An 11,939-nucleotide genomic window follows, 5' to 3' on the forward strand; every position below is an offset into this window, starting at 1 on the left:
GAGAAACGTTTTCATGTCGATTACTAGCGGGTTGATCGCGCGTCTTAAAGCGAGAAGCGTAGCGGCACGCGCCACCGAGTATCGCCAGGACGATCACGCCCCGGCGGTCCCATTGCGTTGGCGCAAACCGTGGTACGCGTGGCAACTGGCGTCATGGCTACTGGTCACGGTGAGCGCGCCCCCCTTTTGCATCGTCGCGCTATTGCTGGCCGTCGATCCGCGCAGCGATCAACCGCTGTTCTGGCCCGGTGCCATGATCGTCGTCGCCCTCGCCAATGCGCTGGCGATCGTGCTCGCCAATCAACGGCATTACCGCAATGCATTCGTGACGCGCGCGGCGGCCGCCCGTTACGGCTTCGGCGTCGGTGCGGTTTCGGCGGCCGCCTTGTTTTTGCTGCTGGTCTGGACGACCGGCTCTATTACAACGTTGATCGATCCTTTGGCGTCGCCTCAACCGATCCTTCACCCGGCCTCGCTCGCGATCTGGGCCGCGGGTTTAGCCGCGGCCTTCGGCATATCGTCATCCGCGCATGCCAGCATCTTGCATGCTTGGCTCGCGTTCGAACCGTAAGGCATGCGGTAATCCTTTTCCCAAGCTGCCCCACGCTACGTTCAAGCCCGGACTCATCGATGCATGAACCCATTAGAACGCGCGGCAAAGCCGTGCGCCGCGAGCGCGGGATCGCGATCGTGACCGTGCTGCTCGTCGTCGCGCTCACGGCCACGCTTGCCGCCAGCGTGCTGTGGCGCGAGCAAGTCGCCACGCGAGACGTCGAGAATCAACGCCTATCCGTGCAAACGATGTGGGCCGAACGCGCGGCCGTGGAATGGGCGCGCGCGGTATTGCGCGCACAGACCGCCACATCGAATGTGACCTACAGCGGGCAATCCTGGGCCGTGCCGGTGAGCGAGCTGCGGCTAGCCGGGTTCTTCCCGCCCGGCGCCGCGGCGGTCAACGGCGAACTCGCCGGCGCTTCGATCTCGGGAAGCGTCGAGGACGCCCAAGCGCGACTGAACCTCGGCGATCTAGTTCAACGGGCCGCGCCCGGGCAGCCGTGGCATTCCAATGGGCCGGCCGTGCTCGCCTATCGACGGTTGCTGGAAGCGCTATCGCTCGATCCGGCTCTAGCAAAAAGCACCGCCGATTACATCGCTCGCTCGCTAACCCAAGCTCCCACCGAGGGGCGGTGGCCGTTACAACTGGTGAGCGCCCCCGATCTCGCCCGCGTGGACGGCTACGACGCGCACGCGATCGCGGCGCTGGCCCCGTATGTGGCCTTTTTGCCCGATATCACGACCGTCAACGCGAATACGGCGCCCGAGCCGGTACTGATGGCCGCCATCCCCACGCTATCGGCCAGTCAAGCGCACCGCATCGCCGAGCGCAGAGCTACCGCGCATTTCGTCAGTACCGGCGAACTCGCGGAATTTTTGGCGCCGGTTCAAACCGGCGCAACGTTGCCCGATGGGGCGCTCGTCGGCGTGGACAGCGGCTACTTCCTCGTCCACTGCCGCGTCCATGGCGCGCGTATCAACGTGCGTATCGATACGTTGATCGCGCGATACGGCATCGGCAACTTTAGCTGGACGCGAGTGGTTTGGGTGCATCGCCTCGCCGGCTAATTGAACGAGCGCTCGCCGAACATCGCCTGGGCGTCGAGGCATCCATGCCCCGCGCGGTCGAGCGAAAGACGCTCGATGCTCGTTTCGCGCACCTCGCCCATCAACCGATTCCAATCGTCGATCGAAACGAGCAACGCAATCGGCCGGTTGTATTTCGTGACCATGACCAGCGATTCGTTCGCATGCCGCAGGGCGCGCGAAGGATTGGCGCTGAAATCGCGCGTGGCCATCGCGATCGTATGCGGCTTGAACGGGCCGGCGGCATGCATCTCGCCATCGTCGCGCAGCAACCGCTCCAACGTCGCCGCGCGCAAGCTCGCTTGCGTTTTCGTATAAGCGCGCTGATCTCGGCGCTTGCGTCGTTCGCTGCGCGGGTCCAGATGGATCGCCAGGCGGCCCAAGATCTCGCGCATCTCCGCGTCGGGTAGCGTATCGAAGCGTCGCCAATCCTCGGGCGGCAGCGCGATCATCATGCCCGGGTAGGCCGCGCCGATTCCCGCGGTCATATGCTGGGAGAGCTTCGCGAGTTCGCGGCGATCGAGCTCGAGCGTCGAGGCGACGGCGCGCATCATCGTGCTCAGCATGTTGTAGGCCAGCGCGACGAACCCGCTCGCCAGCCATGTGGCCCTCGGCGCGACGGATGCAAGGACCGTGTCGTCCACGAGTGCTTCGAGCGGGAGCGGCGCACCGTCGCGCCACGGCGTTCGGAACAGACGAATCGCTTCTGTCGCGTCGAGTTGGTGTGCCGGGGCGTTGGTCAGGATCGCGAACGTTTCATCGCCGAGTTCGCCTTCGTACTCGTTCATGCTCGCCATCGTATCGGCCAGCCGCCAAACGATGCGCCGCAACGAGAGCGTGCCGCCTGCGTCGTCGTCGGTTTCGACCGACTGCTCATACGCCATGCCGCCGTCATAAGCACCTTCCTCGCGCGGGGCTTCGCTTTGCCGATAGGGCGCGCTCACGCCTGTGTCGCGGACGATGAACGCTGCGCCATGCCTCGGCCAGTTCATCAGCACGGCGCCGGCATCGACACCCTCGTCGACGATCCACAGCTCGCCTGGGCGAACCGATTGCAATTCGATTCGGCGACCGCGCGCGCGAGACCGGTCGTAGGGAAGCAGATCGACGATCATCGCGAGTTCCGGATCGTAGACCGGAAGGACCATCGGCGCCGATCCGATCGTACGCGCCGATTCGTCGATGGGCGCTACGCGGCCCGGGCCTTCGTCGCACACCGCGGCACTCGGCAATCCCAGCACGCGCAAGCGATACCCCGACGCGGTGGCAAGCGGCGCGCTTTTGCGCGGCATCGAAGCCGCGCGCAGCACGTCGACACTATCGGTAATCAGCGAGCGCGCCCAATGAGGATGCACGCGGCTCATCTTGTCGTGCAGCGAGGTCACGAGCGAGCCGAATTCCGGCGCAAGGTTGCATGAGGAACGCGCAGGGCTACCCGCATGCTTTTCGATCGGGGCCAATGCCTGTACGACGAGTGCGAATACTTGTTCCCGCGTCAGTTCGTCTCCGTCCTCCTTCTCGGTCGGATCTTGCGTCGTTTCCACCTGCAACGACCACTGCATCACCAGCCTCGCCATGACTGCGGCCGGACTTTGCTCCACAAAGCGTTCCACGACCGTGCGTATCACCTGATTCACTCCGTCAATGTTGAGTCCACCGCCATCTGGTTGATTGCCGCCAAGAGGCACTTGACGCGCACGCTTCGCCGTCCGACCATCTCGGGCAATCGGACGCCTCGTGGGTACCGCCTGCCGGTACCCCGGGCACGCCGAGGTACCCACGAGACTCCGCAATGTTCGTAGACCCCCGCGTCGCGCACGGGCGCGCCCGTTTCGACTTGAGCCTATCTCCTCGGATGGTGGCGCAGGAGCGTCGCGCCGAGATCTCCGAGCTCGTCGCGCAGTGCATCGAGCGCTTCGCGGGACCGCGCACGCGCCGCAATTTGATGCGTTTGCTCGAACGGCAAGTCGCGCCCAAACTCGCGCGCCTTGGATTGGATCCCTATGTGGGCGCGCTCGGGCGAGAGCACGGTTTGTTCGTCAATTTTTCGACGATGAGCGGCGAGCACGGCTTGCGCGAGTTTCAACTGCAATTGACCGTCCCCGATCTCGTGCTCAGGAGCTTTGCTTCGACCGTCGTGCGGCCGCACGCCGTCGCGCGCTGCATGCAACGCAACGGCACGACCTCGCTTGCCGAGATCGAATCGCAGACGAGCGTCGCGTTCGTAATGGCTCGCGTGATGCGCGCGCTGGCGCTCGTGGAAGGCTGGAAGCAGATCGGCGTGCCGACCCGCCAAGGCCTTTTCATCGGCGAAATGACGGCCGGTGACGATGTCTGCCTGAAGACCTATATCAAGCCGGAAGCGAACGGCCGCGGTTCGCGCTGGGACGGCTTCGCCGCGCTCTTCGATGCGATGCCGGCATGGAACGCCGATCAAATTCGGCATGGTGGCGAGCTGCTGCAGTGGATGGTCGATCATATCGTGGCTTTGCGTGAATCTGCGGCGTTATCCGATCGATTTCCGTTTTTGCTCGAGCCGTATCGCAGCGTCGACGATCCGCTCGACGCCGCGTGGAATGCCGCGCGTGCGTCCACGGTCGATCGAGCGCTCTCTCGGTGACGCGCACGGCATGCGCGGCTGCTCTCAATAACTAGGTCGTACCGAGTGCGCTCAACCCGCATATCGCGCAGAAGATGAAATTCGCGTGGGGCCTACGCGGCTTCGGTGCGGGCTAACCGTCGGGCGAGCGGTTGTCGCTAAGGCCCGCGGCGTTTTTCTCGGAGGGGTCTCGTCGCAGAAAACAGAAAATGAAGCACGCTAAGCGTGCACGGAGGCCGGCACCCAGCGGTACAGTGTCGGAACGGACACACCGAGGTTCTTGGCCACGTCCTTGGGAGGAACGCCGCTGGCCAGCAGCTTCTTTGCAGACTCGACCTTGCTGTCGGTCATCTTCGGTTTTCGACCGCCCTTGCGGCCGAGTTGCTTTGCCACTTCTAGCCCGGCGCGGGTGCGCTCGACAGTCAGCTCGCGCTCCATTTCGGCCAGGCTCGCCATGACGTGAAAGAAGAAGCGGCCGGACGGCGTGCCGGTGTCGATGGAGTCGGTAAGGCTCCTGAACTGGACGCCTTGCCTGTGCAAATCGCCGACCAGATCAACCAGTTGCTTGACGGACCGGCCCAGCCGGTCGAGCTTCCAGACAACCAGGGTATCGCCCTCGCGCAGTCTTCAAAGACGGTGCTGCATCCCGCCTTACTCAAGGCTTCGCGTTGTAACTCCAGATTTTGAACCTGCGTCGAAATACGGGCATAACCTATCAGCATTTCTTAATCTCGATCTTCCCGTGCTTCTCGCTCATACCGGCCGCGCCTCCGCGAGCACCTTGGCCCGGAACTTCGGCGGCAGGTCGTCGGGCGTCAGCAAATCGACGTGGATGCCGAGCAGCGATTCCAGCTCGACTTGCAGACCGCCCAGGTCGAACAGAGTAGCACCAGGCAACGCATCGACCAGCAGATCGATATCACTGCCATCGTGGTCGGTGCCATGCAGCACCGAGCCGAAGACGCGCGGGTTCGCTGCGCGGAATCGGCCTACCGCTTCACGCACAGCGCTTCGCTTCATGTCAAGCACGACGGACGGTCGCATGAGCATCCTTTCTTATCGAAACTCGTGGAGATGGTATGCACTCGAGAATAGAGTTTCAACAACCATTTTCGAGAATTGCAATGCTTTGGTTTCGTGTGACGCAACCGGCTTAGCGTGCTTTATCTTCCGTTTTCCGAGACGCCCCCTCGGAGACGATCGTATCCAGGACGCTGCGAGACCCCAGCATGCGCCAGATCCAGACGGCTTCCTCTAAAGCTTGCGCGTGCTCGGTGTTTTGCGCGTGCCAGCGCATAAAAGCGGCTTGCTGCCTGCGGCTGGCCCGGCCCGAGCGCAGACGCAAGAGCCAACGAATGGCCCCGTCGCATGCCTCGCCGGACAGCGTATGGGTGATTGGATGAGTACCCGGCGCCCACGTAGCTCGCTTGATCATCGCGACCTTCGATAGCAGTGGGCGCGAGCGCGCCCGAGCACAACCTACCCGGCGCCGCTTGGCGCGGCGGATCGGATGCGCGGCACGGCCGTCGCGTCTTGCCGCCGGCTTCGGCCCCCTCGGTGGCCGGTTCTCAGCCGGCCTTCATCGATAAGGTCGAATGGAGCTTGCATAACCCGCAAGGATCGGCACAAGGACATGCTTCGGCGGACTTAGGCGCTCAACTCAGCAACACGATATCGCCGGGCAACCGTGTGACGTGGGCGCCATAAAGCTTGGCGAGCATATCGAGGACATCGTCCACCTTGGCAATCGGAAATTGCGCTTGCATGCGATTGCGCGCGAGCGTCGCATTGCGCAAGATGACCTTGCCGGGCCGATAGCGATTGATTTCGGCGACGACCTGCGAAACCGGCACGCCGTCGAATACCAGCACGCCGCGCCGCCATGCGGTTACTTGAGCCGCATCCGCCGTCGAAATCGGGTGAACGCGGCGGTCGTCATAGATCACTTGTTCCTGCGCGCGAAGGGAGGCGCGCCGAATCGGGTGATCGAGCATGGCGGTGCCGGACAGACAGGTCACGCAAACCTGATCGCCCATCTTGCGGATATTGACGCGTGCGACGGCCGCTTCGATTCGCCCTCGGCCGGCAACCACCGTGACGGGGCGTAAGTACGCCGCTTGCGCGGGGGCCGGCGCGGCGGCATGGATCTCGGCCTCGCCTGCCACGAGTTCGATCCCTCTGCCGGCTGTGCGCGTCGATACGAGATTCACGCGCGTTTGCGTGTTCAATTCCACGGTGACGCGCTCGGACAGCGCGAATTGCCGCTGCTCGCCCGTGCCCGTTCGATAATCGGCGGCCAGATCGCCGACCGAAGGCCACAGCCCGAGCGGTGGGCGCAACGCCAACCACGACGCACCGGCCGCGACCGCAAAGCCGACGAACGCGCGCCGGCCCGTATTGACCTTGCGGCGCCTGAGGGCCGCGTCTGCCCACGACGACACGCCTATCCGCTTCTCCTCGGCCACTTCCTGCGCAATTTCCTCGGCCGCCGTGCGCAATGCGCTCCATGTACCGGAGAGCAGCGCAGCTTGAGCGGGCTCTTTGGCGCACCAATCGCGAAACGCATCCGCATCGGCATGGCTTGCCGCGCCCGAGCGCAGCCGCAGCAACCACTGGCTGGCCTGCTCGTGCGGATCTTCCGCAGTATCGGTTGAGAGATCGACTCGCGCTTTCGTCATCGTCATGCCGCTCAGAATTTACGCGGCCCGCCTTTCGAGCCAGGAAACGTATCGCCCATGTCCTGCATGCATTGCATGCAATGCTTCATCGCCGCGCTCAGTTCGCTCTCCACGAGACGTAGCGAGATACCGAAACGCTCGGCGATCTCGCGATTCAACAAACCGTCCACGCGCGCGGCGAGCAAGATGTCGCGGCGTCGCGGCGTCAAACCGCGCAACGCATCCTTCAGCGCTTCGACCTTGCGGCGTGCAGCTACGATCCGTTCCGGGTTGGCAAGTTCATCGGGCACCTCGAGCAAGGTCTCGACATCGTCGTCGTGCAGATGACGGCGCTCGCGGCGGTGCTGATCGATGGCCACGTTGTTGGCCATGCCGAGGATATAGGCGTCCGCGTTGGCCACCTGCGCCGATACGTTCGCATTCTCCAGGCGCAGCCAGGTTTCATGCAAGGCATCGGATGCGCGCTCCTTCGAACCCGTCACGCGCTCCAGGCGCCGAACCAAATAGGCGTAGCGCTCTGCCAAGATCTGTTTGAGTTGCGATCGGGGACTGTCGGACATGGCGACGGATTCCGGTGGCCGCGTGGGGGCGTGGGAGCGTTAGGGACAGCGAATGTGCACGCCGTTGCCGGCGGGCCGCAGCAGCACCGCGACCGGCTGAGGCAAGCCCGGCGGCGGAGCGCTATCGAGCGCGAGACCGCGCAGCGCGTGCGCCACGGCCGCATCGCGCGCGGCGAGACCGCTCGATTCGACGACGTCCACCTTCACCACCCTCCCGTTTTCGTCGATTCGCAACTGTGCGAGCAGACGGTAGCTACCCGGCACCGCGGCCGGCTCCGCGCAAAGAGCACGCGTCATATTCGCTTGCAACACCGCCGCGAAGGCGCGCCGGGCCTCGTTGCCGTCGATGCCGCCGGCCGGCGAATCGGATGCTGTTCCGGCAACCTGAGATTGCGCGGACTGAGGCGGCACGGCGTCGGCCACGATGATCGCCTCGTCCGGGCCGATGAATTCGGCGTGCAAACCGGTCCCATTCAACATTCGCTCCAACGCCTCACGTGCCTGAAACTCCCCCTCCACCGCTGAGCTCGTCTTGCCTTCCAGAAGCGGCGCCGGCGCCAAGATCGCGAGATCGCTCGATGCACGAAAGCTTTTCAAGGCATCGGCAAGCGGCTGGGGCGCTAGGTGAAAGGGCCGTGCGCGATCCGCGCTGCCGCTTGCACTACCGGCGTCGATCCCCTGGGCTTGCGGCTGCGTTTGCTTTTGCGCTTGCACTGCCGGGCAATACGCGACGAGGATTAGCGGCAGGCATGCGATCAGCGTCCGGAAACCGGCCGGCGCCCATGAAAATGTCATCGGTCAAAGGCCGGAAACGAACCGTGCGCGATCATGCAGCGGCGGCTCTCGTCGCGGTCAGGAAACGAGCGAACGAAGCATCGTAGGAAAAGACTGTGACAGTCCGGTGAAACGGCATCGGGTTGGCGCGATGGTCGCGATGCATGCGATCACGGCTTGCGCACGACGAAGTTGCCTATTCCTGTACTGATTACGTTCAAATGCGCGGCGCCCGATGAAAGCGTAATGGTGACCGGCGGCGCGATACTTTCTTCGCCGAAGACGATCCGCGAGAGGGTTTTACCGCTGCCGCTATAACGGATCGATACGTTGGTGACGTCGGTGCTCCAGTGCCTGTCGTGAAACGGATCATCTTGCATGGGGCGCCATTTGCCGCCGTCGTCGCGCAGATAAAAACGGTAGCCGCCCCCACCGGGCTCCCAGGCGATTTCCGATGAACGGACCTGCGCTTCATCACCGGCGGATTCGAGTAGCGTGGCCAGCCGCTGCGCTTCCTCGGCGAGATCGCTACGACGATTTCTCGATGGCGCGAGTGCGACGACGGCCGTGAGCAACCCAACGATCAGCAACACGACGAGCATTTCCAGCAGCGTGAAGCCCGCTGCCGATCGACGATGCGGGCGCCGCGACGGGTACCGCGGCATTACTGCACCATGTTGTTTAGATCGATGATCGGCATCATCACGGCCAACACGATCACGAGCACCACGCCGCCCATCGCCAGGATCAAGAGCGGCTCGAGCAAGCTCGTCAGCATCATCGTGCGCCGCTCGAGTTCGCGCGCCTCGCCTTCGGAAGCACGATCGAGCATCGTCGTGACATCGCCCGTCGCCTCACCCGAGCGGATCAAATGAACGAGCACGGGAGGGAATGTCTGGGTGTTGCCCAGTGCACGGGAAAGCGATGTACCGCTGCGCACCCGGACGATCGCATCGTCGACTTTCTCGCTCATCGCGGTATTGCTCAATGTCTCGCCCGCGGCTTGCAACGCGCGCAGGATCGGCACTCCGGCCGCCGTCAAAATGCCGAGCGTGCTGGCGAAACGCACGGTGTTGTACCCACGCACGAGCCTTCCCGCTAGCGGCGCCTTGAGCGCCCACCGATCGAACGACAGACGCGGGCCTGGCTGTGCAAGCACCGTGCGAATGGCGTAGACCGCCACGCCAATGGCCGCCAGTGCGGCCCACCACCAGTGGCGAACGAAAGCGGACAGCGCCAGCATCGCAATCGTCAGAAACGGCAATTCCTGCTTCGTGCTTCTAAATACGTTTGCAACCTGGGGGACGACATAGCTCAACAAAAACGCGACGATACCGAATGCAATGCATGTGACGACGCCCGGGTAGGTAAACGCCAAAACGATCTTTTGTTTGAGTGCGTTGCTTTGCTCGATATAGTCGGCTAGGCGAGACAAGACAAGGCCGAGCTTACCCGTGTGCTCGCCCGCGGTGACCAAAGCGCGATAAATATCGGGGAAATCGCGAGGATGTTGCGCGAGTGCATTGGCAAGCGAATGGCCGCCGACTACTTCCCCACGAACCGATGCCATCAATTCGCGCACATAGTCGCGCTCGGCTTGATCGGAGAGGACCGATAGCGATTCGTCCAGCGGGAGACCTGCTATCAGCAGACTCGCGAGTTGGCGCGTGATGACGGCCTGTTCGCGTTGAGAGAGTTTGCGCCCTAGCGTGGATCGGCCCGGACGGGACGCCTGTTTGATGCCTGCGGGCTCGACCATCAACGGCGTGAAGCCCTGCGCGCGCAAGACCCCGCGTCCTGCGCGTGCGCTATCGGCTTCCAACACGCCGCGCGCTGTCTTGCCGGCATGATCGATCGCCTCGTAACGGAATGCCGACATCTTGCGCTCCCCGATCGCTCGAATCCCTTCCCTTTCCTCTCGTTGCCGCCTCGCCCGGAGATCGGGCTATTGGCGAGAGTAAGCCGCGAACGCGGCGGAATCATGACGGATGGTGGGCAACATTTATGAATTTAAGTGAGTTGTATTTCAGCTTGAGCGCTGTAGGATTTCGCTATTGTGACGTTTCAATGTTTTTCATCCGCAATGGAATGATTTTATTTCCTTGTCTGTCCTACCAATGAAAAACGGTTTCACTCCTGCGGCAAGAATGTTACGTACCTTCCGTTATTAAAAATTCACACGATTAAATCGGATTTCATCCTACATTGCTTGCGCGGCGCTTCAGCCATTCCGGCCGCATCAAGCAAGTTCTCCGTTTATCTTCGTTTAGGGAATCTCATGAAATCCAGTCAACGCAAGATTTGTCAGATCCTTGCTCTCGTCGTTTCGGGCATGGGCGCTTCCGTAGCCATGGCCTCGCCGCTCGTGCAAGGCGGCGGTTCGTCGCTCGTCGCTCCGACGATCGGTAATCCGGGCCTGGCGGGCACGGAAATCGGTGCCTTCGGCACGACCGAAGGTACGTTCACGTACTACTCGGTGGGCTCGGGCGCCGGTCAAAACGCCTTCCTGAACAACCAACCCACGTACTTCGGCGCTTCTGTCACGGGCACGGTCGATTTCGCCAACAGCGACGCCGCGCTGACGACCACGCAAATCACGGCTTATAAGAGCGGCCTCGCCACGGTTGACGGTCCGCTGATCCAAATCCCGTACATCGTGACGCCGATCACGGTGCCCGTCGTCAACGGCCCCGCCGTGACGAGCACGACGACGCCGCAAACGACGCCGGGCCAAGCGCACAGCATCGCGCTGAACGACGACGATCTGTGCGGGATTTTCTCGGGCAAGATCACGGATTGGAACGCGGTAGTCAACCCCGAAACGCACTCCGTTTATACGACGACCAGTACCCCGATCAAGGTCGTCTACCGTACGGACGGTAGCGGCACGACCGAACTGCTGACGCGCCACCTGCACGCCGTTTGTACGACGTCGAATTCGAACGTCACGTTCGCCGACGGTCTCACGTTCGCGAGCAACTTCCCGAACAACACGCCTCCGTCGAACTTCGTCGGCGCCGCCGGCAGCGGTGGTATCCGTTCCGCGCTGCTTAGCTATCAAACGTCCGGTACCCAGGCTGCCGTCGCTTACCTGAGCCCGGACTACACGAACACGTTCCTCGCTCCGTCGAGTTCGTCGGCTTCGCCGGCGTTGGCTGTAGCTAGCTTGGTCAACGCAACCAATGGCACGTACTACGCGCCGACGGCCGCCAATGCGACGTTGGCGGTTAGCGGCTCTGCGGCTCCCAATACGCCCGCAAAGGCTAGCAACCAGGCCAATTGGGTACCGAATAGCGGAACGCCTGCTTCGGGCTATCCGGTTTCGGGCACGAGCGAGATCCTCGTGAGCCAGTGCTATGCTACCTCGGGCGTGACGACTGCGGTCCATGACTTCCTGTCGAACCACTACACGAGCGCTTCGTTCGCCTCGATCGTTCACGGCAACGGATTCGATACGGTACCGTCGAACTTCTTGACGGCCATCCAAGCCGACTTCCTGAGCAACACCAGCGGCTACAACCTCGATATCGGCAATGCCACGGTGTGCGCCGGTAAGGGTCGTTAATCGAACTTTTCTGACCGCTGAATAGCTGCGGCGCTGGGGTTACCCAAGCGCCGCAGTTTTTTTATTGTCGACGCGATAAACAGCCTCCGTACGCTGCAACCTGCGAGAGCAGCGGCGGCACC

The 11,939-nt window shown here is 62.8% G+C and carries 12 protein-coding genes and 1 pseudogene; 4 read left to right on the forward strand and 9 right to left on the reverse strand.

The features are described 5' to 3' along the window. Nucleotides 1-13 precede the first annotated feature (13 nt). Both C0Z18_RS07215 and gspK read left to right on the forward strand, forming a co-directional pair. Complete coding sequence (locus C0Z18_RS07215) at nucleotides 14-571, forward strand: hypothetical protein (protein ID WP_102644706.1); 558 nt, start codon at nucleotides 14-16, stop codon at nucleotides 569-571. A gap of 59 nt (nucleotides 572-630) precedes the next feature. Next, nucleotides 631-1,623 (forward strand): type II secretion system minor pseudopilin GspK, encoded by a 993-nt coding sequence (gene gspK, locus C0Z18_RS07220; RefSeq protein ID WP_102644707.1) that lies wholly within the window; start codon nucleotides 631-633, stop codon nucleotides 1,621-1,623. On the opposite strand, the gene C0Z18_RS07225 is transcribed toward gspK, so the two are convergent. After that, nucleotides 1,620-3,269 carry a type II toxin-antitoxin system Phd/YefM family antitoxin gene (locus C0Z18_RS07225; RefSeq protein WP_146013961.1) on the reverse strand — a complete coding sequence of 550 codons (1,650 nt, stop codon included), beginning with the start codon at nucleotides 3,267-3,269 and terminating at the stop codon, nucleotides 1,620-1,622. The genes gspK and C0Z18_RS07225 overlap by 4 nt on opposite strands. A 164-nt stretch (nucleotides 3,270-3,433) precedes the next feature. Between C0Z18_RS07225 and C0Z18_RS07230 the strand changes: the two genes are divergently transcribed. Further along, nucleotides 3,434-4,261: a hypothetical protein gene (locus C0Z18_RS07230; protein WP_102644709.1), complete on the forward strand. Its 828-nt coding sequence runs from the start codon at nucleotides 3,434-3,436 to the stop codon at nucleotides 4,259-4,261. 198 nt (nucleotides 4,262-4,459) lie between these two features. Here the strand turns inward: C0Z18_RS07230 and C0Z18_RS07235 are convergent. The 8 genes and pseudogenes from C0Z18_RS07235 to gspF form a co-directional block, all read right to left on the reverse strand. Next, nucleotides 4,460-4,962 (reverse strand): annotated as a pseudogene (locus tag C0Z18_RS07235) (recombinase family protein). Between the two features lie 31 nt (nucleotides 4,963-4,993). Beyond that, nucleotides 4,994-5,284, reverse strand: a complete 291-nt coding sequence (locus C0Z18_RS07240; RefSeq protein WP_102644822.1) for a nucleotidyltransferase family protein — start codon at nucleotides 5,282-5,284, stop codon at nucleotides 4,994-4,996. Nucleotides 5,285-5,393: 109 nt separating this feature from the next. After that, entirely contained in the window at nucleotides 5,394-5,675 is a 282-nt protein-coding gene (locus tag C0Z18_RS07245; RefSeq protein WP_102644710.1) for a FecR/PupR family sigma factor regulator, read from the reverse strand. Nucleotides 5,676-5,895: 220 nt separating this feature from the next. After that, nucleotides 5,896-6,924: a FecR family protein gene (locus C0Z18_RS07250; protein WP_233217221.1), complete on the reverse strand. Its 1,029-nt coding sequence runs from the start codon at nucleotides 6,922-6,924 to the stop codon at nucleotides 5,896-5,898. A 5-nt stretch (nucleotides 6,925-6,929) separates the two neighbouring features. After that, nucleotides 6,930-7,478, reverse strand: coding sequence for an RNA polymerase sigma factor (locus C0Z18_RS07255; protein ID WP_102644711.1), 549 nt, complete (start codon nucleotides 7,476-7,478; stop codon nucleotides 6,930-6,932). A 39-nt stretch (nucleotides 7,479-7,517) separates the two neighbouring features. Beyond that, the gene (locus tag C0Z18_RS07260) at nucleotides 7,518-8,273 is read right to left on the reverse strand and encodes an STN domain-containing protein (RefSeq protein ID WP_102644712.1); all 756 of its coding nucleotides are present in this window, start codon (nucleotides 8,271-8,273) and stop codon (nucleotides 7,518-7,520) included. A 149-nt stretch (nucleotides 8,274-8,422) separates the two neighbouring features. Beyond that, complete coding sequence (locus C0Z18_RS07265) at nucleotides 8,423-8,917, reverse strand: GspH/FimT family pseudopilin (protein WP_102644713.1); 495 nt, start codon at nucleotides 8,915-8,917, stop codon at nucleotides 8,423-8,425. Beyond that, complete coding sequence (gene gspF, locus C0Z18_RS07270; protein WP_102644714.1) at nucleotides 8,917-10,131, reverse strand: type II secretion system inner membrane protein GspF; 1,215 nt, start codon at nucleotides 10,129-10,131, stop codon at nucleotides 8,917-8,919. The genes C0Z18_RS07265 and gspF overlap by 1 nt, the downstream gene beginning before the upstream one ends. A gap of 399 nt (nucleotides 10,132-10,530) precedes the next feature. Between gspF and C0Z18_RS07275 the strand changes: the two genes are divergently transcribed. Continuing rightward, nucleotides 10,531-11,817, forward strand: coding sequence for a substrate-binding domain-containing protein (locus C0Z18_RS07275; RefSeq protein ID WP_102644715.1), 1,287 nt, complete (start codon nucleotides 10,531-10,533; stop codon nucleotides 11,815-11,817). Nucleotides 11,818-11,939 lie beyond the last annotated feature (122 nt).

The sequence above is a fragment of the Trinickia dabaoshanensis genome (assembly GCF_002879885.1).
GTDB classification, from domain to species: Bacteria; Pseudomonadota; Gammaproteobacteria; order Burkholderiales; family Burkholderiaceae; genus Trinickia; species Trinickia dabaoshanensis.